Source organism: Vibrio sp. ZF 223, from assembly GCF_003050585.1.
Lineage (GTDB): Bacteria > Pseudomonadota > Gammaproteobacteria > Enterobacterales > Vibrionaceae > Vibrio > Vibrio crassostreae.
In genome coordinates, this window is record NZ_PIGB01000002.1 from 218,288 (window position 1) to 240,192 (window position 21,905).

At 44.8% G+C, this 21,905-nt stretch carries 18 protein-coding genes; 13 read left to right on the top strand and 5 right to left on the bottom strand.

Going from position 1 to position 21,905, the window contains the following annotated elements:
* Nucleotides 1-202: 202 nt before the first annotated feature.
* On the bottom strand, nt 203-2,263 hold the full coding sequence (metG, locus tag CWO13_RS05730) for a methionine--tRNA ligase (protein WP_060982307.1): 2,061 nt from the start codon (nt 2,261-2,263) through the stop codon (nt 203-205).
* 158 nt (nt 2,264-2,421) lie between these two features.
* On the opposite strand from metG, the gene apbC reads away from it, so the two are divergent.
* From apbC to CWO13_RS05745, 3 genes are all read left to right on the top strand, one after another.
* Nucleotides 2,422-3,498 carry an iron-sulfur cluster carrier protein ApbC gene (apbC, locus tag CWO13_RS05735; protein WP_048659724.1) on the top strand — a complete coding sequence of 359 codons (1,077 nt, stop codon included), beginning with the start codon at nt 2,422-2,424 and terminating at the stop codon, nt 3,496-3,498.
* 257 nt (nt 3,499-3,755) lie between these two features.
* Nucleotides 3,756-4,397, top strand: coding sequence for a uridine kinase (udk, locus tag CWO13_RS05740; RefSeq protein WP_004734002.1), 642 nt, complete (start codon nt 3,756-3,758; stop codon nt 4,395-4,397).
* Between the two features lie 106 nt (nt 4,398-4,503).
* Nucleotides 4,504-6,630, top strand: coding sequence for an AsmA family protein (locus CWO13_RS05745; RefSeq protein WP_102479579.1), 2,127 nt, complete (start codon nt 4,504-4,506; stop codon nt 6,628-6,630).
* A 221-nt stretch (nt 6,631-6,851) separates the two neighbouring features.
* Here the strand turns inward: CWO13_RS05745 and cobO are convergent, their stop codons facing one another.
* Nucleotides 6,852-7,457: a cob(I)yrinic acid a,c-diamide adenosyltransferase gene (gene cobO, locus CWO13_RS05750; RefSeq protein WP_048659722.1), complete on the bottom strand. Its 606-nt coding sequence runs from the start codon at nt 7,455-7,457 to the stop codon at nt 6,852-6,854.
* Between the two features lie 84 nt (nt 7,458-7,541).
* On the opposite strand from cobO, the gene CWO13_RS05755 reads away from it, so the two are divergent.
* Entirely contained in the window at nt 7,542-7,991 is a 450-nt protein-coding gene (locus CWO13_RS05755; RefSeq protein WP_102432558.1) for a low molecular weight protein-tyrosine-phosphatase, read from the top strand.
* 114 nt (nt 7,992-8,105) lie between these two features.
* Here CWO13_RS05755 and CWO13_RS05760 read toward each other — a convergent pair whose 3' ends face one another.
* Both CWO13_RS05760 and rne read right to left on the bottom strand, forming a co-directional pair.
* A complete protein-coding gene (locus tag CWO13_RS05760; RefSeq protein ID WP_060982310.1) occupies nt 8,106-9,653 on the bottom strand; it encodes a SulP family inorganic anion transporter in 1,548 nt (515 codons plus the stop codon).
* Between the two features lie 258 nt (nt 9,654-9,911).
* Nucleotides 9,912-13,028, bottom strand: a complete 3,117-nt coding sequence (rne, locus tag CWO13_RS05765) for a ribonuclease E (RefSeq protein WP_102432557.1) — start codon at nt 13,026-13,028, stop codon at nt 9,912-9,914.
* A 618-nt stretch (nt 13,029-13,646) separates the two neighbouring features.
* Here rne and rluC point away from each other — a divergent pair.
* The gene (rluC, locus tag CWO13_RS05770) at nt 13,647-14,591 is read left to right on the top strand and encodes a 23S rRNA pseudouridine(955/2504/2580) synthase RluC (protein WP_102432556.1); all 945 of its coding nucleotides are present in this window, start codon (nt 13,647-13,649) and stop codon (nt 14,589-14,591) included.
* 266 nt (nt 14,592-14,857) lie between these two features.
* On the opposite strand, the gene CWO13_RS05775 is transcribed toward rluC, so the two are convergent.
* Nucleotides 14,858-15,439 (bottom strand): Maf family protein, encoded by a 582-nt coding sequence (locus tag CWO13_RS05775; protein WP_102432555.1) that lies wholly within the window; start codon nt 15,437-15,439, stop codon nt 14,858-14,860.
* A gap of 149 nt (nt 15,440-15,588) precedes the next feature.
* Between CWO13_RS05775 and yceD the strand changes: the two genes are divergently transcribed.
* From yceD to fabF, 8 genes are all read left to right on the top strand, one after another.
* Nucleotides 15,589-16,116: a 23S rRNA accumulation protein YceD gene (yceD, locus tag CWO13_RS05780; RefSeq protein ID WP_046222705.1), complete on the top strand. Its 528-nt coding sequence runs from the start codon at nt 15,589-15,591 to the stop codon at nt 16,114-16,116.
* Between the two features lie 35 nt (nt 16,117-16,151).
* Nucleotides 16,152-16,322 carry a 50S ribosomal protein L32 gene (gene rpmF / locus CWO13_RS05785; protein ID WP_004737376.1) on the top strand — a complete coding sequence of 57 codons (171 nt, stop codon included), beginning with the start codon at nt 16,152-16,154 and terminating at the stop codon, nt 16,320-16,322.
* Nucleotides 16,323-16,331: 9 nt separating this feature from the next.
* Nucleotides 16,332-17,357: a phosphate acyltransferase PlsX gene (gene plsX, locus CWO13_RS05790; RefSeq protein ID WP_017062152.1), complete on the top strand. Its 1,026-nt coding sequence runs from the start codon at nt 16,332-16,334 to the stop codon at nt 17,355-17,357.
* 5 nt (nt 17,358-17,362) lie between these two features.
* Nucleotides 17,363-18,313, top strand: a complete 951-nt coding sequence (locus CWO13_RS05795) for a beta-ketoacyl-ACP synthase III (protein ID WP_010437276.1) — start codon at nt 17,363-17,365, stop codon at nt 18,311-18,313.
* Between the two features lie 80 nt (nt 18,314-18,393).
* The gene (fabD, locus tag CWO13_RS05800) at nt 18,394-19,317 is read left to right on the top strand and encodes an ACP S-malonyltransferase (protein WP_017630537.1); all 924 of its coding nucleotides are present in this window, start codon (nt 18,394-18,396) and stop codon (nt 19,315-19,317) included.
* Nucleotides 19,318-19,341: 24 nt separating this feature from the next.
* Nucleotides 19,342-20,076: a 3-oxoacyl-ACP reductase FabG gene (gene fabG, locus CWO13_RS05805; RefSeq protein ID WP_029235138.1), complete on the top strand. Its 735-nt coding sequence runs from the start codon at nt 19,342-19,344 to the stop codon at nt 20,074-20,076.
* Between the two features lie 166 nt (nt 20,077-20,242).
* The gene (gene acpP, locus CWO13_RS05810) at nt 20,243-20,476 is read left to right on the top strand and encodes an acyl carrier protein (protein ID WP_004737381.1); all 234 of its coding nucleotides are present in this window, start codon (nt 20,243-20,245) and stop codon (nt 20,474-20,476) included.
* A gap of 93 nt (nt 20,477-20,569) precedes the next feature.
* Entirely contained in the window at nt 20,570-21,814 is a 1,245-nt protein-coding gene (gene fabF, locus CWO13_RS05815) for a beta-ketoacyl-ACP synthase II (RefSeq protein ID WP_019821243.1), read from the top strand.
* Nucleotides 21,815-21,905: the final 91 nt, after the last annotated feature.

Genomic DNA, 21,905 nt, shown 5'->3' on the forward strand with positions numbered 1-21,905 from the left:
GTTTTAGAGTAAAGAGGTGTTGGTTAGTCCATTATCGTCGACAAACCAATTTCTACTCTACATAGCATAGTTGACGGCGACTCTAACAGAGAACGTAAATTTTCGGTAGATATAAAAAATCCCCAATGCTTATTAACTCTTTCAAGTTATAAGTGCATTAGGGATTTAGCGATGAGTGCTTGTTATCTGACTGAAATCAGAATTACATTACACGCATACCAGGTTGTGCACCTTCGTGTGGCTCAAGGATCCATAGGTCGCTGCCGCCAGGGCCCGCGGCTAGGATCATGCCTTCAGACATACCAAACTTCATCTTACGAGGTTTTAGGTTTGCTACCATTACAGTTAGCTTACCTTCTAGCTCTTCAGGTTTGTATGCTGATTTGATACCAGAGAATACTTGGCGAGTCTCACCACCGATGTCCAGTTGGAACTTCAGTAGTTTGTTCGCTTTTGGTACTTCTTCACAAGAGATGATACGAGCAATACGCATGTCTACTGCAGCAAAGGCATCGAACTCAATCTCGTCTGCGATTGGCTCTTTGTCTAACTCAGTTTGGCTTGCTTGCTCTTTTTCAGCTTCTGCTTTTTCTTTCGCTGCTGCTTCAGCGGCTGCATCTTCTTTAGAAGACTCAACCATTGCTTCCACTTTCTTAGGATCAATACGGCTGAATAGCGCTTTGAACTTAGTGATCTCGTGATCAGTTAGCGGAGTAGCAATCGCTTCCCACGTTAGCTCTTCGTTTAGGAAAGCTTCAGTGCGAGCCGCAAGCTCAGGCATCACAGGTTTCAGGTAAGCCATTAGTACGCGGAATAGGTTGATACCAACAGAAGAAACTTCTTGAAGCTCTTTCTCTTTACCTTCTTCTTTTGCAAGAACCCAAGGTGCTTTCTCATCGATGTACTGGTTAGCTTTGTCTGCTAGTGCAGTAATTTCACGGATAGCGCGGCTGAACTCTCGAGTTTCGTATAGCTCACCGATACGCTCAGCAGCAGCAACGAATTCGTTGTAAAGTTCTGGTTCGGCAAATTCAGCAGAAAGCTTGCCTTCAAAACGCTTAGTGATGAAGCCAGCGTTACGCGAAGCTAGGTTAACAATCTTGTTTACTACGTCAGCGTTTACACGTTGAGTGAAGTCTTCAAGGTTAAGGTCTAAATCATCGATACGGCTGTTTAGCTTAGCTGCGTAGTAGTAACGTAGACACTCTGGGTCTAGGTGGTTTAGGTACGTGCTTGCTTTGATGAATGTACCTTTTGACTTAGACATTTTCGCGCCGTTTACAGTCACGTAACCGTGTACGAATACGTTGTTTGGCTTGCGGAAACCTGCGCCGTCTAGCATTGCTGGCCAGAATAGGCTGTGGAAGTAAACGATGTCTTTACCGATGAAGTGGTAAAGCTCAGTTGTGCTGTCTTTCTTCCAGTATTCGTCGAAGTTTAGATCGTCACGCTTGTCACATAGGTTCTTGAAAGAAGCCATGTAGCCAACAGGTGCGTCTAGCCATACGTAGAAGAACTTGTCTTTTTCGCCTGGGATTTCAAAGCCAAAGTAAGGTGCATCACGTGAGATATCCCACTGTTGCAGGCCAGACTCAAACCATTCCTGCATTTTGTTTGCAGTTTCATTCTGTAGAGAGCCAGAACGAGTCCACTCTTTCAGCATGCTTTCGAACTGAGGTAGGTCGAAGAAGAAGTGCTCAGAGTCTTTCATTACTGGAGTTGCGCCAGAAACCGCCGATTTAGGGTTAATCAGTTCAGTTGGGCTGTATGTCTCACCACAGTTATCACAGTTATCACCATACTGGTCTTCTGACTTACACTTAGGGCAAGTACCTTTTACGAAGCGGTCTGGTAGGAACATCTCTTTCTCAGGGTCGAAAAGCTGAGAAATAGTACGGCTAGAAATGAAGCCGTTCTTTTTAAGTTCTAGGTAGATGTGAGAAGCCAGTTCACGGTTCTCTTCGCTGTGTGTGCTGTGGTAGTTATCAAAGCTGATATCAAAGCCAGCGAAGTCTTTTTGGTGCTCTTCACTAACAGCAGCGATCATCTCTTCTGGTGTGATACCCATCTGTTGAGCTTTAAGCATAATTGGCGTGCCGTGAGCATCGTCAGCACAGATGAAGTTTACAGTGTTGCCACGTAGACGCTGGTATCGAACCCAGATATCAGCTTGGATATGCTCAAGCATATGGCCAAGGTGAATAGAGCCGTTAGCGTACGGAAGCGCACAAGTTACCAAAAGTTGTCTTGGATCAGTTGCCATACTTAATAATTCGCTTTTTTGATAGGTATAAATTTTGAGAGGTAATACTACTTTATAACGTGTGATACGCCAAGGTATCAGACAAAGGATTCCCCTAGTTTTTTAGGGGTTCAGTCTTCATCTCGTGGGTGATAGCATAAATAAAAAAAGGAGCCTCAATGCGTAACTTTACTTCTAAGCAAGATTTCTGTTCATGGTTGAATGAGTTCGAGTCACCAATCCTCATACCAGAGTGGGCGCTACACCAAAATATTGTATCGGTTGATCCGCGTGGATCATTTGTTATTACCTTGCCTTTTGCTGCCAATCAGCTTGCTGTTGATCTTGAAGATTGGATTAATGCCCAGATTGAGCAAAAGCTTGTGAGTGCTTTCCAATTTGAAGTGAAGGTGAAGCCATCTGCGTTAGAAACAACCGTCGCGACACCTTTGAAGGGCGTTAAGAACATTATCGCCGTGACGTCGGCAAAGGGTGGGGTAGGTAAATCCACAACCTCTGTAAACCTTGCGCTTGCTTTATCTAAGTCTGGTTCAAAAGTGGGCTTATTGGATGCAGATATCTATGGTCCATCAGTGCCTATGATGCTCGGCCAATTAGACGCAAAACCAGAAGTACAGAACAATAAATGGATGATGCCAATCGAGGCTCATGGCATTTTCACTCACTCTATTGGCTATCTTGTGTCGAAAGACGATGCGGCAATCTGGCGTGGCCCTATGGCAGCGAAGGCTTTGGGGCAGCTAGTTAATGAAACTGTATGGCCAGAGTTGGATTACCTTGTTATCGACATGCCACCGGGCACCGGTGATATTCAGCTGACGTTGTCGCAACAGATCCCAGTGACGGGCGCAGTAGTGGTGACCACCCCTCAAGATTTGGCATTAGCGGATGCGCGTAAAGGCGTAGCGATGTTTGATAAGGTGAGTGTGCCAGTCGCAGGCTTAGTTGAAAACATGAGCTATCATATTTGTAGTCACTGTGGTGAGAAAGAGCATATCTTTGGTGCTGGTGGTGCAGAAGCGATGTCAGAAGAGTTTTACCTCGATATCTTGGCCCAAATCCCTCTTCATATTGACGTGCGAGAAGATATCGATGCTGGTTGCCCGACGGTGATTCGTCGTCCTGATAGTGAACATACACGTCACTACCTAGAGCTCGCAGAAAATGTGGCTGCGAAAATGTTCTGGACAGGGAAAGCAAGGCCAGAAGCGATTAACTTCTCTATGGTTGAATAGCGCAAGTTAATTACTGGGTCGTTTAAATACAGTTTGGATTAGATAAACAACGGTTGGATTGGGCAGATAGCCATTGGGCTTGTGCAAATAGTTGTAGGCAAGTTATTTGAAAGCAAACGATTGTTTTAAGTAAATGTATTGAGATCATCAATTTGACTGCAATTAGCTAAAATCGCGACTAGAATCTATGTGCTTTAGCCCCTATAATCAGGCGGTTTATCTCTTCCCACCACCAAACCATATCGGGTGCAAAATTAATGTCTGATAATAATCAATGTGTCATCGTAGGTATCGCTGGCGCTTCAGCTTCAGGAAAAAGTCTGATTGCTAGTACAATTTATAATGAATTGCGCGAAAAAGTAGGCGACCATCAAATTGGTGTTATCACGGAAGATTGCTATTACAGCGACCAAAGCCACTTGAGTATGGAAGAGCGTGTTAAAACTAACTACGATCACCCAAATGCACTAGATCATGATCTTTTATGTGAACATCTACAGCAGCTAATGAGTGGCAACGCCGTAGAAGTTCCTGAATACAGCTACACAGAGCACACACGTACTTCTGAAACGACTACACTTACTCCAAAGAAAGTGATCATTTTAGAGGGTATTCTGCTTCTAACAGACCCGCGTCTTCGTAAACTAATGCACGCAAGTGTGTTTATGGATACACCATTAGACATCTGTCTACTACGTCGTGTTAAGCGTGATGTAGAAGAGCGTGGTCGTACAATGGACACTGTACTTAAGCAATACCAAGAAACAGTACGTCCAATGTTCATGCAGTTTATCGAGCCTTCAAAACAACATGCAGACATCATCGTTCCTCGTGGTGGTAAAAACCGTATTGCGATTGATGTACTAAAAGCGCACATTGCGAAGTTGTTGAAGTCTTAATCGAATAAAATTTTGCCTAAGTGACTCACTTAGCTTTATTTTTTACCGAATCAGTGGCACTTTTATAGTGCCACTTTCTTTTGGAATCTAAGCAAGGAATATGCGGATGAAGAAACTACTCATTTTCATAGCTGTACCAGTGTTTGTTGTCGTTGCAGCAATTCTGGCACTAGTGCTGTTAGTGAATCCCAATCAATTTAAGCCATTAATTGTCGAACAAGCTCAAAAACACACAGGCCTAGAGCTTGTGATTGAAGGGGATATCAGCTGGCAATTCTTCCCATCTATTGGCTTCGAACTTGGTCAAACTGAATTACGTAACCCTGAAGGGTTCACCCAACCAAACCTATTTAAGGTTGATACCGTTGGCGTTGATGTTTCGGTTACTCCGCTATTTAGCAACCAACTAGAGATAGGCAACATTACTCTAGATGGTGCAGAATTTTACTTAGAAACGCTTAAAGATGGTCGTAAGAACATTGATGCGCTAACGCAAGCGTCAGCGCCTCAAGAGTCTGAGCCTGTCGCTGGCGCAAGTTCTGAATCAACACCTGCACCTCAAGAGCAAAGTGCTACAGACGCATCTGCTTGGACGATCAACCTTGCAGGTGTAACTGTCTCAAACGCATTGTTTGAAATGGACGACAAGCAAGCGGGTTCATTCACTAAGCTATACGATGTGTCTTTGAACCTTTCTGAGTTTGCCGTTGATACATGGACAACCGCGACATTTGCGGCTTCTGGTGAAAACAACCAACAGAAGTTCTTAGCGGAGGGCAGTGCCGAATTCAAATTAGCTGAAGGCTTTGCAAGTTACGCACTTCGTAACATTGATTTAAACGCTAAGTTCAATGATCCAGCGACGTCGATTGAGTCAGCAAAAATTGGCTTGAATACGTTTGAGTTCGATAAGGTCAACCAACTGACTTACGCTGTAATCGGTAATGCAGCGGGTCTTGACCTTGATCTTAAAGGTGGCGGTGAACTTACGGTTGATAGCGCGATCTCAAAAGTAACGTTGAACAAATTGACGTTAGACTCAACATTCAAAGGCGACACGCTTCCTCAGTCTCCAATGAAAGTCGACATGCTGTCTGACTTAAGCTTTGATCTTAACAAGAGCCACCTGAGCTTTGTGTTAGAGAAGCTACAAGCTAACGCTATTGCATTAGACGGTAAAGCAGACGTAACCCTATCTGAAATACCAAAGGTGCGTTTCTCTCTTCATAGTCCGAACATCGACCTTGATGAGTTCTTAGGCTTAGGTAATACAACAGAAACGGCGAGCACGGCTCCCTCTGAGTCTGCTGGTGGTTCAACGTCAAACTCAGGCAGCTCTGCACCTGCGAAAGAAGTAGAACCTGATCTGTCGGCACTGAAAACATTAGATGTGAAAGGTGACATCACGATTGATAAGTTTAAGGCGAACAATGCGAAAATGCAGAATGTTAAAACAGCATTCTCGGTTAACCGTGGTATCGCAGAGCTTACCTCATTCACATCGAACCTTTACCAAGGCTCTATTTCTGCGACAGCTAAGTTAGACGCACGTAAAACACCAGCGACTTACACAGCTAAGAAGAAAATCAAAGGTGTGAAAGTTCAGCCGTTACTGGTTGATGTTGCAGATAACGATATGCTGGAAGGTACCGGTAATATCGATGTCAACGTGAAAGGTAAGAGTCTGACTCCGACGGGTATCAAGAAAAACCTAGTCGGTACTATCGCGATTAACTTTGAAGATGGTGCAGTTAACGGCATCAACGTAGCTCAACTGATTCGTGAGAATTACGCGAAGATCAAAGGCGAAAAAGTTGAAAGCACAAATGAAGCTCAAAAAACGGACTTCAGTGCAATGAAAGCGACGCTGAAGGTCAACAAAGGTTGGGTTTCAACAAACGACTTATCAGCACAGTCGCCACTGTTACGCGTGACAGGTCAAGGTAAAGCAAACTTCATCAATGAGACGGTCGACTTCCTTGTACGTACATCAATTGTGGGTTCACTTGAAGGTCAGGGCGGTAAGAGCATTGACGACCTGAAAGATGTGACCATCCCAATTAAGGTAACTGGCCAGTGGGCTGACCCGAAATTCGCACTTGTTTTTGATGATGTGTTGAAACAGAAAGCACAGAAAGAAATTGACCGTGGTGTGAACAAGCTAACGGACAAGATCAAAGACGAGAAAACTAAAGAAGCAGTCGATGGTTTATTGAAAGGTTTCTTTAACTAAACGTTTCTAACTCGTATATAAAAGAAGCGCCATTCCTGTTGTAGGAATGGCGCTTTTTTTTGGATGCTTATAATACTTTCGAGAGATTCCCTATGACACTCGGCCCTCGTTCTAGGGAATGACGACAGGTACTCGTCCTTTGTTTAAGGGCGTGCCAGTCTAGTGGTCGTCATCCTCGAGAGGGAAGAGTGGCCGAGTCGGGGATCTCTGGTTGCATGTGATTACCAGTCAACGCCTTGAAGCGCTTTAACACCAGATTCGAATGCGTGCTTCACATTACGAACTTCAGACACGGTATCGGCCATGTCCGTTAAAGTGCGGTGCGCTCCACGGCCAGTAATGATTACTGATTGCATTTTCGGACGGTTGTTTAGAGCTTGTACCACTTCATCCAGTTCAATGTAGCCATAACTCACCATGTAAGTCAGCTCATCAAACAGAATTACATCAATCGACTCATCGGCTAGCATGCGCTGACACTCTTTCCACACGCGCTGTGCGGCTTCGATATCTTGAGCCTTGTTTTGAGTTTCCCAAGTAAAGCCGGTACCCATCACTTGGAACTCTACGTCGAGCTTTTGGAGAACGTTCTTTTCGCCGTTATCCCAAGTGCCTTTAACAAACTGAGCGACGGCACACTTTTTACCATGACCGACTGCACGTGTAATCGTACCAAAACCGGATGTTGATTTACCTTTACCGTTACCCGTGATGACCAACAATAGGCCTTTGACTTCTTGGGCAGCAGCCACACGTGCATCGACTTGTTCTTTTACTTTCTGTTGTCTTGCTTTGTGGCGTTGTTCTTTGTTGTCTTCAGTCGACATAACAAATCCTTTTAAGTTGTGATTGCGCCTATCATAGCCTAACTTAACGATAGCAAAAACCATCGGAAGAACAGGTGATTAGGGATGAAAAAGATACTCGTAGTTTGTATGGGGAATATTTGCCGTTCGCCAACAGGTGAAGCGGTGCTAAGGAAGAAAGCGCAACAGCTGGATATTGACGTTGTGGTTGACTCTGCAGGGACGATTGGTTTTCATCAAGGCAACCCGCCAGACTCGCGTTCGAAATCTGCAGGAGAGAAGCGAGGCTACAGCTTTAAGGGGATTACTTCTCGTAAAGTGGTTGGTCATGACTTCGAAGAATTTGACCTGATACTTGCGGCAGATAGGGACAATTTAGACGACTTAATGAGCCAGTGCCCCGCCCACCTCCAATACAAGCTAGCGTTATTTTTAAGCTTTGGAGAGTCACAATATCAAGAGATCCCCGATCCATATTATGGTGAGGGAAATGGTTTTGAATTGGTGTTGGACTTAATCGAAGAGTCTAGCGAAGCGATATTACGTTCAGTGTAGTGTGGAAACAATGTACGTCGTTGGGTTATAAGTCTAAGGGCTGAGCGACAGGTATAAAAAAGGCCGACATTGAATGTCGGCCTTTCTAAATCTAACTTAAAGCTACAGCTAAGATTACTTAGACATTACTTTGTAGATTGGGTCTTCTGCAACGTTCGCTTCAACTAAGCTACCTGCTTTGTGCAGCATAGCAACACAGTCTTGGCTTAGGTGGCGAAGGTGAAGTGTTTTACCTAATGCCGCGTAACGTTCAGCAATCGTATCGATCGCTTCAATTGCAGAGTGGTCGGTAACGCGTGAGTTTGCGAAATCAACGACCACATCTTGTGGATCGTTGTATGCGTCAAACAACTCTAGGAAGTTAGCCGTTGAACCAAAGAAGATTGGACCGTTAACTTTGTACTCTTTAGAGCCTTCAGCGTTTACAGACGTGTCGGCGTAGATGTGTTTAGCATGTTGCCACGCAAACATCAGCGCTGAAGCTACAACACCAACGCCCACTGCTACAGCAAGGTCAGTCAGTACTGTTACTACGGTAACAAGAACGATAACGAAGAAGTCTTGCTTAGGAACGCGACGTGCAAGCTTGAAGGTTGCCCACTCAAATGTACCGATAACAACCATGAACATTACGCCCACAAGTGCTGCTAGAGGAATCATTTCAATCAGTGCAGAACCGAACAGGATGAACATCAGTAGTGCAACTGCCGCTACAATACCTGAAAGGCGACCACGACCGCCTGAGTTTACGTTGATCATCGATTGACCGATCATCGCACAACCACCCATCGCGCCAAATACTGAACACGTTACGTTAGCCATACCTTGACCAACACATTCACGGTTAGATTGACCACGAGTGTTTGTCATTTCATCTAGTACTGTCAGTGTCAGTAGAGACTCGATCAGGCCGATAGCCGCAAGGATAATTGCGTACGGTAGGATGATCTGTAGTGTCTCAAAAGAAAACGGAACAGCAGGAATAGAGAACGTTGGTAGAGAACCCGCTAGCGTTGCAGCTTCGTCACCAGACATTGTACGTAGGAAGTCGACAACAGTTCGAGTTTCAAGGTCAAGACCGACAACCAAAGCCGTTACTGTAACAATAGCAACCAGTGAAGATGGTACCGCTGTTGTTAGCTTAGGTAGGAAGTGGATGATAGCCATTGTAAGGGCTACTAAACCCAGCATGAGTGTCATTTGACCGCTTGGTAGCCAAGTTAATGCACCTGTTACGTCTGGCGCTTTAAACTGACCAAGCTGAGCTAGGAAGATAACAATTGCCAAACCGTTCACGAAACCAATCATTACTGGGTGTGGAACGATACGGATAAATTTACCCAACTTGAATACACCCGCCGCAATTTGCAGAAGGCCCGCGAGCATGACTGCTGCGAATAGGTATTGAACGCCATGGGTTGCTACTAGGCTAACCATTACAACGGCCATTGCACCGGTAGCACCAGAAATCATACCTGGACGACCGCCGAAGACAGAAGTGATTAAACCTACGATGAATGCTGCGTAAAGACCAACCATTGGGTCAACGCCAGCAACAAAGGCGAATGCTACGGCTTCAGGTACCAGAGCTAGGGCTACTGTAAGACCTGAAAGCACGTCATTCTTTACAGAGTGCTTTGAAAATTGTGGGAATTCGAACATGTTTGCTCAGCTATGCTTAAGATGGATTTACCGACACGGGTGTATTGCGTAGCCAAACAGTGATGGAAAAGAGCGGCAATAGCGAAGTGTCGAAAAGATAAGTGCGCGAATGCTACCCAAAAATGTGATTAAGTTCAAGGTTGAACCTAACTTTGAGTAATATATCTGTTAATTTTTATTCGATTAGTAGATATGAAAAAGGCTGCTTTAATAAGCAGCCTTTGATTCTATTTACTTGCGATTATCTATCAGTAATCACTAGTAGTTTGGCTTAGTCATCGCCGCGCCAGCCTTGTTCGACGCTGCCTGACTGCCTGCACCTTTCGATACAAAACGTTCAGTGCGGAACGGAGCTGCAATCACTTCAATCTCTTTGATCTCTTGAGGACCAGGAGCTTTAGTCATTGGTGAACTGGCTTGCTTCTTAGCAACTGCTGCCTTTGGTGCCGCTTTAGGAGCTTCTGCTTTTACGACAGGTGCTTCTTCAACTTTTGCACTTTCAGCTTTAGGAGCTTCAACTGCTTTTGTTGGTTCAACCACAGCAGTTTCAACAACTGGTGCTTCAACTACGACTTCTTCTGCTTTCACAGTTTCAACCGGAGCTTCAACTTTTTGTGCTTCAACAACTGGTGCTTCTGCAACTACAGCAGGAGTCTCAGTTACTTGAGCTTCAACAGCAGCATCTTCACGGCGGATGATAACTTTACCCATTGCAAGTTCAGGACATGCGAAACCGCCTGCCATTACTACTGTGCTTTGTGGTGCCGTCTCGAGAGCAACATTCTGATCTTGAACAGATGTTTGAGCTTCAGCTGCTACTTGAACTTCAGTCACTTCAGGTTTTGCCTGCTTGTGGTGAGGTTTTGGAATGAAGCGAGGCATCACTTTACCCATAGCCATCTCAGGAGAAGCTACACCACCTTTACGTAGGCGGAATGGGTTAGGGCGACGATCACGACCGCGACGACGACGCTGACCACTTGCACGTAGGTGACGTGGAGAACGACGGTTACGACGTTGTTTCGGCTCTTCCTGTTCAGTTTGCTCTGCATTCGCTTGAGTTGCTTCTACTTGTTCCGCAACTTTTTGCTCTTGAGCTACTGACTGTTCTTTTGAAACAGATAGTTCTTTAGCAACAACTTGCTCTTTTGAAGCGTTATCTTCAGCTTGAGCTTGTTGGTCTTTAACGCGAACTTGCTTGTTCAGTTTACGACGCTGACGACGCTCTTTAATCTTAGCTGCTTTCGCTTCAGGCTTAGCCTTAGGCGCTTCCGGTTTTCCAGCTTGTGCTTCTGCCGCTAGCTGTAGACCTTCTTCTGCTAATTTAGATGGAGCTTGCTCTTCGCGTTGCTTCTGCTCATCACGTGGCTTGTTGCGACGGTCTTGCTTTGGCTTACGAGGCTGACGAGTTTGCTGTGGAGCTGTTTCTTTTTGCTCTTCAGGCTTCTCATCACGAGCTGGCTTACGACGGCGTTTGTTGTCGCGGTTTTCGTTACGATTATCACCACGTTCGCCACGTTGGTTACGACGACGGTTATCGTTACGATCACGGCGTTGACGGTTGCCGTTGTTGCGATTGTTCTTAGGTTTTTCTTCTTCTTTCTTCTCTTCTTCTTTCTTCTCTTCTTGAGTTGAAGAGCCGAATAAGAAGCTACCGATAGCTTTGAAGAAACGACCAATTAGACCTGGTTCTTGAGTCGCTGCTGGCTCAGCTTTCTTCTCTTCTACAGCTTTAGGTGCTGGAGCAGGAGTTGGTGCTGATTGAGCAGGAGCTGCAAAGCCTTTCAGAGCAGGTTCTTCGATCTTCTTAGGACGAATAGTCTGTTCAGCTGGCTCTTTGCTTTCCGCTTCTTTTAGAGCTTCTAGCTTGTTCGGCAGCAAGTAAGACAGTAGATCGAACTCTTCACCTTCACGAACACGGATAACCTCAAAATGCGGCGTTTCCATGTCTGAGTTAGGAACAACAGTGATCTTAACTTCTTGGTTCTTCTCGATGTGGTTTACTGAGCGACGTTTTTCGTTCAGAAGGTAAGAAGCGATTGGCACAGGCACAACTGCAAGTACTTGCGCTGTGTTGTCTTTCAGAGCTTCTTCTTCGATCAAACGTAGAACAGACAGTGCTAGAGATTCGTTATCACGAACAACACCAGTACCTGTACAACGAGGACAAATGTGGTGGCTTGCTTCTGCTAGTGATGGGCTCAAACGTTGACGAGACATCTCTAGAAGACCAAAGCGAGAAATACGACCAATCTGAACACGTGCGCGATCTAAACGAACGGCATCACGTAGACGGCTTTCTACTTCACGTTGGTGGCGAACCGGAGTCATATCGATGAAGTCGATTACAACAAGACCACCTAGGTCACGTAGACGTAATTGACGTGCAATTTCATCGGCAGCTTCTAGGTTAGTATTAAGTGCTGTTTCTTCAATATCGCCGCCCTTTGTTGCACGAGCAGAGTTGATATCGATAGAAGTCAGTGCTTCTGTTGGGTCGATTACGATAGAACCACCAGATGGAAGGCGAACTTCACGTTGGAAAGCAGATTCGATCTGGCTTTCAATCTGGTAATGGCTGAATAGTGGTACTTCACCATCGTATTTCTTAACGCGATTCATGAAATCTGGGCGTATTAATTGAATGTGCGCTTGTGCACGTTCAAAAATAGTATTGCTGTCGATTAGAATCTCGCCAATATCACGACGTAGGTAGTCACGAATCGCACGAACGATAACGTTACTCTCTTGGTGAATTAGGAAAGGAGCCGCATTTGAATCAGAAGCTTGCTTGATAGCGCCCCAGTGATTCAATAGAACATTCAGGTCCCACTCTAGCTCTTCTGCACTTTTACCAACACCCGCTGTACGCACGATTAGGCCCATACCTTGAGGAAGCTCAAGAGTGCTTAATGCTGCTTTCAGTTGAGTGCGTTCATCACCTTCGATACGACGAGAAATACCGCCAGCACGAGGGTTATTAGGCATAAGAACTAAGTAACTACCAGCCAAAGAGATGAAAGTTGTCAGTGCAGCACCTTTGCTACCACGTTCTTCTTTCTCTACTTGCACGATTACTTCTTGGCCTTCTTTTAGCACTTCTTTAATGCTAGGACGGCCTTGGTATGTATAACCTTCAGGGAAGTATTCGCGGGCAATTTCTTTAAGAGGGAGGAAACCGTGACGTTCTGCTCCGTAATCAACGAATGCCGCTTCTAGGCTTGGTTCAATACGGGTAATACGTCCTTTGTAGATATTCGCTTTCTTTGACTCGTGACCTGGACTTTCGATATCTAGATCGAACAGTCGCTGGCCATCAACCAAAGCGACACGCAACTCTTCTTTTTGAGTTGCGTTAATTAACATTCTTTTCATTTAGAAATTCTCATTGTCTTTTCTTATTTTCATCATTGTTCTTATCGCTTTATTTCGTTTCTCATGGTGCCAGATCCCATGGCTTTATCGGTGCAGCCTCCCGGCTGGAGAGGGATGCTCTGGGGCACGTCAGTCATCATAGGGAGTTAGCCTATGATCCGCGATGTGGCGGTGAATACTCAACATGAGCGTACGTGAGTAGAGCGATAAGGAACTCAGTTGACCGTGTCTTACGCCGATTGCAGCACTGTCTAATCTGAGTTATCTACTCATTTACTTGCTTATGAATGGTTAGCTGTTTAAATAATAGTCAAACCACTAATAGCAGCTGTGAACTATAGCAGCGGTCGGTAAACACAGCAATCTGCTTTGTCGGAATGCTGTAAAAAAAACAGTTTTTGTTTGGGTTTTGATAGCTCTAACTCACTGTCTATAAATAATTTATCAATTGATATTTTAATTTGCAGGAATCTTGGTGCTTTTTTGTTCGAAGAATCAAAGAAATATAGAACTTCATTGAGCATTTGAGGATAGATCGGCAGGGATTATGAATAAATAAGTTCGGAATAGAGCTAAGAAAATCTCAATTATCAAAAGTGACAGTGATACAATAGCCCAATGAGCGAAATTAGAACCCAAGTCCAATTCGTCGACATTGACGAAGATATGGCTGGTCAGCGTATTGATAACTTCTTACGCAACCAATTAAAAAACATCCCGAAAAGCATGATTTACCGAATCGTGCGTAAAGGCGAAGTCCGCGTTAACAAAAAACGTATCAAGGCTGAGTACAAACTAAAAGCTGGCGATTTAGTTCGTATCCCTCCGGTTACTATTGAAGAGAAAACAGAAGAGAACGTGCCAAGCACGAAACTCAACAAGGTCTCAGAATTAGAACAGTGCATCATTTATGAAGATGATCACATGCTGATTCTAAACAAACCTTCGGGTACTGCCGTTCATGGTGGCAGTGGGCTGAAGTTTGGCGCAATCGAAGCATTGCGTGCACTTCGTCCTGATGCTCGTTTTCTAGAGTTAGTGCATCGTATCGATAGAGATACATCTGGTATTCTGCTTGTTGCTAAGAAGCGCTCGGCGCTAAGACACCTTCAAGCACAGTTCCGTGAAAAAACGGTTCAAAAATATTACTTCGCTCTAGTCATGGGCGAATGGAAGAACAGCTGTAAGGTTGTTAACGCTCCATTATTGAAAAATGAAGTGAACAGTATTGTTCGCGTGAACCCGAACGGTAAAGCCTCTGAGACGCGTTTTCGAGTTTTAGAAAAATTCAAAGATGCGACGTTAGTTCAAGCAAGTCCAATTACGGGGCGTACACACCAAATCCGTGTACATACTCAATATACTGGCCACCCAATTGCTTGGGATGATCGCTACGGTGATCGTCGTTTTGATGCTTACACGGGTAAGGTTGGTCTGGATCGTTTGTTCCTACACGCAGCAAACATTAAGTTCACGCACCCAGGTAGTGAAGAGAAGATGGATATCTCGGCGCCAATGGAAAGAAGGCTAGAGAAAGCCCTAACTGGTTTACGTAAGCTTTAAGAAGATACGAGATACGAAGGCATAGAGTGCCTCTAAATTTGTTCTTCAGTATCCATAAATGAGAAAGGTTGACGAATATCGTCAACCTTTTTTGTTTTCATCTGTTGTTGAAGATCCCCAAGTCGCTCGTTCCTCGCTCTTGAGGATGACGACTTTTTAAAATCACGTTCTATATCATTAGCTGGTTAGATAAAATTGCGTGTTCCGTCATTCCCTAGACTGACGAAGGAAGGAGTAGGGAATCTCTAACAAAGAGAGCGTATCCGTTACAGCACATTCATTCCTTGCGCTTCTAACATATCGACCAGATCGATCAGCGGTAAGCCGATCAAAGTATTCGGGTCTTTTCCTTCCATCTGTTTAAACAACGCGATACCTAATCCTTCACACATAAAACTGCCCGCGCAGTAATAAGGTTGTTCCTTCTCAACATAAGAGATGATCTGCTGTTCGGTTAAATCACGGAAATGCACAATGAAGGTGTCGAGACGCGTGTCAGCTTTGTTGGTCTCGCTGTTCCAAACAGAAAGGCCAGTATAGAAAGTGATGCTCTTACCGCTTTGGCGCGATAACTGCTCAATTGCTTTTTCTCGAGTATGAGGCTTACCTATGATCTCTCCATCAATAACACAAACCTGATCAGAACCAATGACCAAGCTTGGTTGTTGTACCATGCACGACTTAGCTTTGGCCTCGGCAAGGCGCATCACTAACTGTTGAGGTGTCTCTTCTGGAAGCGGCGTTTCATCGCAGTCTGGCTTGGCTGTAATGAAGCTTAACTGTAGTTTTTTGAGGATCTCTTGCCTAAATGGTGATGTAGAGGCTAAAACTAGTTGGTAATTTCTCATTTTAATTTACAATTCAAGGAAGCATTTATCTCAGGATAACGTAACTTGTCCTGCTATTCATAATGCTCTGAATAGGAAAGGCAGGAAAGTACATTTTTTTTGCCATTTCCTTTGACTAAACATGATTTGGAAGATAAGATTCGCGCCCTATGCAAAAGGAAAAAATACCGCGTACAGTTGATCCGGCAAGAACGGCTCAAAAACGACTCGATGTGAATGGTATCATTCAGGTCAGTCTTTTAAAGCGTTTAACCGAAGCAACTGAAGGCGTAAAACGTGACGCGCAAGTCTCAATGTCATTTGGGCTTGATGAACAACGATTAGTCGTTATCTCTGGTAAAGCTAACGTCGAAGTCGATTTAGAGTGTCAACGTTGTAATGAGGTTTTCGCACATGAGTGCGATGTCCAATTTACTTATACTCCTGTTTACAGTGAGAAAAGTGAAGAGGAAGCACCGGAAGAGTACGATTTGGTAGATCTGAACGAGTACGGTGAGTTAGACCTGATTCAATTAGTTGAAGACGAGTTCATCCTTGGATTGCCACAAATAGCAATGCACGACGATGCGGACTGTAGCGTTAACTCAAATAATTTGGTATTTGGTGAACTTCCTGAAGAAATTGAGGAAGATAAAAAGCCGAATCCATTTGATGTTTTAAAAAGCTTAAAGAAGTAATTGCTTCTTTAAGAATTTACATAGGAGTAGGGTCAATGGCCGTACAAAAGAGCAAGAAATCACGTTCAATGCGTGGCATGCGTCGTTCACACGATGCACTAACTACAGCTGCACTTTCTGTAGACGCAACTTCAGGTGAAACTCACCTACGTCACAACGTGACTGCCGAAGGTTTCTACCGCGGCAAAAAGGTTATCAACAAGTAAGGTTGACCTTTGCAAAATCTAACCGTTGCGCTTGATGCAATGGGCGGGGACTTCGGTCCTCGTGTAACAGTGCCTGCCGCCGTGCAGGCACTGTCGTATTTCCCAGAGCTAAAAGTCATTCTCATAGGTGATCGAAACGCGATCACATCTCAATTATCTTCATTAGGTCGAATGCCTGATTCTCGTTTGAGTATCCAGCATTGTGATCGAGTTATTTCCAATTCTGAAAAACCTTCACTAGCCTTACGTAATAGTCAGGGTAGCTCTATGCGTGCCGCTATCGATCTAGTTGCCGAATCACAGGCTGATGCTTGTGTGAGTGGTGGTAACACTGGCGCACTGATGGCTTTATCCCGTTTCCGACTCAAGCTCCTCCCCGGTATTGATAGACCTGCATTGGTTTCAGCTTTGCCTACCGCATCAGGGAATCGCACATGGATGCTTGATTTAGGGGCAAACGTGTCTAGTGACGCGGATTCACTCTTTCAGTTTGCTGTCATGGGCAGTGCATTAGCGGAACAACATTTAGGTCGCGCTCCACGTGTCGCTATCTTGAATATCGGTGCAGAAGAAATCAAAGGTAATGACCTTGTAAAACGATGCGCTGAAATGTTGTCGAACACTCAGTCTGTGAACTTCATAGGCTATATTGAAGGTAATCAATTACTTCAAGATGCTGCTGATGTCGTCGTATGTGATGGTTTTGTGGGCAATGTCTGCTTAAAAACGTGCGAAGGTACAGCTCAGCTCTTTATTGATAAGCTAAAAACGCGCATGATGGCTTCAACAATAAAGGGTTGGATAGCCAGAATGTTGTTTTCTGAGCTATTTACTGAATTAAAAACCTTGAACCCCGACCAGTATAACGGCGCAAGTTTGTTAGGATTGCGCGGCATTGTCATTAAAAGTCATGGAAGTGCTGATGTGTCTGCAGTCGTCAACGCGATTGGTGAAGCAGTACACGAGGTCAAACGACAAGTCCCCAGCCGCATTAGCGATCGTTTGGAAGCGGTTTTACTCGAGAGGCATTATTAGTCTTCATGTATAGCAAAATTTTAGGTACTGGCAGCTACTTGCCATCTCAGGTGCGTACAAACGCAGACTTAGAGAAAATGGTAGAGACTAGCGATGAGTGGATTGTTGCTAGAACAGGTATTAAAGAGCGTCGCATTTCAGCGGAAAACGAAACCGTTGCTGATATGGCGTTTTACGCTGCTGAAAATGCCATTGAAATGGCAGGTATCGACAAAGAAGATATTGATTTAATCATCGTTGCGACAACCAGCAGTAGCCACACATTCCCGTCTTCGGCATGTCAGGTACAAGGTAAGCTTGGTATTAAAGGCTGCCCTGCGTTTGATTTGGCTGCAGCGTGTTCTGGTTTTGTTTACGCACTGTCTGTTGCTGATCAACACATCAAGACTGGCATGTGTAAGAACGTTTTGGTAATTGGTGCGGATGCACTGTCAAAAACCTGTGATCCGACTGACCGCTCTACTATCATCCTATTTGGTGATGCAGCAGGGGCGGTGGTTGTAGGCGCAAGCGAAGAGCCAGGTATTTTGTCTACTCACATTTACTCTGACGGTAAATACGGTGAGCTTCTAAGCCTAGAAGTACCAGAGCGCGGCGGTGATGCAGACAAATGGTTGCACATGGCGGGCAACGAAGTATTTAAAGTGGCGGTAACTCAGCTTTCTAAGCTAGTTAAAGACACATTAGCTGCGAATAATATGGATAAGTCAGAGCTTGATTGGTTAGTTCCACACCAAGCGAACTACCGTATTATCTCGGCAACGGCTAAAAAGCTGACGATGTCGCTTGATCAAGTAGTTATTACCCTTGATAAGCACGGCAACACTTCAGCAGCGACCGTACCAACGGCCCTTGATGAGGCTGTTCGCGACGGGCGAATTAAACGTGGTCAAACGCTTCTTCTTGAAGCCTTTGGTGGCGGCTTCACTTGGGGTTCTGCGTTAGTTAAATTCTAACCTCAAGCGATAATCAACAAACAAGGCACATAACTTATGTGCCTTATTCAATTTTTTGCTTTGCTTAAAGGATAATTACAATGAGCAAGTTTGCTATCGTATTCCCAGGCCAAGGCTCTCAAGCTATCGGTATGCTTGCTGACCTAGGCGAACAGTATGATGTTGTTAAACAAACATTTGCTGAAGCTTCAGAAGCACTTGGTTACGATCTATGGGCATTGGTTCAAGATGGTCCAGTAGAAAATCTAAATGAAACTTTTCGTACTCAACCGGCTCTACTAACAGCGTCTGTTGCAATTTGGCGTGTATGGCAAGAGCTTGGTCTAGAGCAACCTGTAAACTTAGCAGGTCACAGCCTAGGCGAATACTCTGCACTCGTATGTGCGGGCGTTATCGACTTTAAAGAAGCGATCAAGCTGGTTGAACTACGTGGCCAACTGATGCAAGAAGCGGTTCCTGCTGGTGTTGGTGCAATGTACGCAATCATTGGTCTAGACGATGAAGCGATTGCTAAAGCGTGTGAAGAAGCTGCGCAAGACGAAGTTGTGTCTCCAGTTAACTTTAACTCTCCTGGCCAAGTTGTTATCGCGGGTAACAAAGCGGCAGTAGAGCGTGCAGGTGCGCTTTGTAAAGAAGCGGGCGCTAAGCGTGCACTTCCGTTACCTGTTTCTGTGCCGTCTCACTGTGCACTGATGAAGCCAGCAGCAGACAAGCTAGCAGTGGCTCTAGAAGCTCTAGAGTTCAACACGCCAGCATTGCCTGTTATCAATAACGTTGATGTTATTGCTGAAACAGACCCTGCAAAAATTAAAGACGCACTTGTTCGTCAGCTATACAGTCCAGTTCGTTGGACTGAAGGTGTACAAGCGATGAATGAACAAGGTGTCGAGAAGCTACTTGAATTAGGCCCTGGTAAAGTTCTTACTGGTCTAACAAAACGAATCGTAAAAACTATGACAGCTGCTGCAGTTAATGACACTGCATCACTAGAAGCTGCTAAGTAATAACCACTTAATAGAGAAGTTATGATGAATTTAGAAGGCAAAGTTGCACTAGTTACAGGCGCAAGCCGTGGCATCGGTCGTGCAATCGCTGAACTTTTAGTTGAGCGTGGTGCTAAAGTTATCGGTACTGCTACATCTGAAGGCGGCGCTGCTGCAATCAGCGAGTACCTTGGTGAGAACGGTAAAGGTCTTGCTCTTAATGTAACGGATACTGACTCAATTGCTGCTACACTGAAAACCATCAACGATGAATTCGGTGCGATTGACATTCTAGTTAACAACGCAGGTATCACTCGTGATAACCTACTTATGCGTATGAAAGACGACGAATGGAATGACATCATCGACACTAACCTAACGCCTATCTTCCGCATGTCTAAAGCTGTATTGCGTGGCATGATGAAGAAGCGTCAAGGTCGTATCGTAAACGTTGGTTCTGTAGTAGGTACTATGGGTAACGCTGGTCAAGCTAACTACGCAGCTGCAAAAGCTGGCGTAATTGGTTTTACTAAATCAATGGCTCGTGAAGTTGCGTCTCGTGGCGTTACAGTGAACACTGTAGCTCCTGGTTTCATCGAAACTGACATGACTAAAGCGCTAAATGATGACCAACGTGCAGCAACTTTGGCGAATGTACCAGCAGGTCGACTAGGTGACCCTCGCGAAATCGCTGAAGCTGTGGTATTTTTGGCGTCACCTGCGGCAGCTTATATCACAGGTGAAACACTTCACGTCAATGGCGGTATGTACATGGTGTAAATTATGTGCAACATTTGTGCATGATTTAAGTCAAGATCATACGTAATTTCGGTTAAAATCGTGAAAATTGTGGTTTGACCAGAAAAGTTGACCTTGCAACTTTCAATAGATTGAATAAACTACGGAAAACATCGCATAAAGCGAACTCTGTAAAGGAAAAGAAAAAATGAGCAACCTCGAAGAACGCGTAAAGAAAATCATTGTTGAACAGCTAGGTGTAGACGAAGCTGAAGTTAAAAACGAAGCTTCTTTCGTTGATGACCTAGGTGCAGATTCTCTAGACACAGTTGAGCTAGTAATGGCTCTAGAAGAAGAATTCGACACTGAAATCCCAGATGAAGAAGCTGAGAAAATTACTACTGTTCAAGCAGCTATCGATTACGTAACTAGCGCTCAGTAATAATCTCTCCCAGGCGGTCACCTCGACCGCCTGTGTTTTATCTAACTCATCTATCCTCATCTTAAATCACCTCAATCCCCGGAGTGTAAAATCGTGTCCAAGCGTCGTGTAGTTGTCACTGGCATGGGTATGTTGTCACCGGTAGGCAACACTGTAGAATCTTCTTGGAAAGCCCTGCTAGCTGGTCAAAGTGGTATCGTTAATATCGAGCACTTTGATGCAACCAATTTCTCAACTCGTTTTGCAGGTCTAGTTAAAGACTTTAACTGCGAAGAGTATATGACTAAAAAAGATGCTCGTAAGATGGACTTGTTCATCCAGTACGGCGTCGCAGCAGGTATTCAAGCTTTAGATGATTCAGCCCTAACTATTACTGAAGAAAACGCTCCACGTGTGGGTGTTGCTATCGGTTCTGGTATTGGTGGTCTTGGTTTGATCGAAGCCGGTCACCAAGCTCTAACTGAAAAAGGCCCTCGTAAGATCAGCCCGTTCTTCGTACCGTCGACGATCGTGAATATGATTGCTGGTCACATGTCTATCATGCGTGGCCTACGCGGTCCAAACATCGCGATTTCTACTGCATGTACGACTGGCCTACATAACATTGGTCACGCGGCTCGTATGATTGCATACGGCGATGCAGACGCAATGCTAGCGGGTGGTGCTGAAAAAGCATCTACACCACTAGGTATGGGCGGTTTTGGTGCGGCTAAAGCACTGTCTACTCGTAACGATGAGCCTCAAAAAGCTTCTCGTCCATGGGACAAAGGCCGTGATGGTTTCGTTCTTGGTGACGGTGCCGGCATGATGGTTCTTGAAGAGTACGAACATGCAAAAGCGCGTGGCGCTAAGATTTACTGTGAGCTAGTTGGCTTCGGTATGTCGGGTGATGCTTACCACATGACATCTCCAAGTGAAGATGGCTCTGGTGGCGCACTAGCGATGGAAGCGGCTATGCGTGATGCTGGCATTACTGGTGAACAAATCGGTTATGTTAACGCACACGGTACGTCGACTCCTGCGGGTGACGTAGCGGAAGTTAAGGGCATTAAGCGTGCTCTTGGCGAAGCAGGCAGCAAGCAAGTATTGGTTTCTTCTACGAAATCAATGACTGGTCACCTTCTAGGTGCTGCAGGTTCTGCTGAAGCTATCATCACGGCTATGTCTCTGGTTGACCAAATTGTTCCACCAACAATCAACCTAGATGATCCTGAAGAAGGCTTAGATATTGACTTAGTACCTCACACTGCGCGTGAAGTTAGCAACATGGAATATGCTGCATGTAACTCATTCGGTTTCGGTGGTACAAACGGCTGTTTGATCTTCAAAAAGATTTAATCATCTTATTAAAGACATAAACACTCGTAGATAGTCACAATTAGACTTGTTTTTAAACGGCTTGATGCTTTAGCATTGAGCCGTTTCTTTT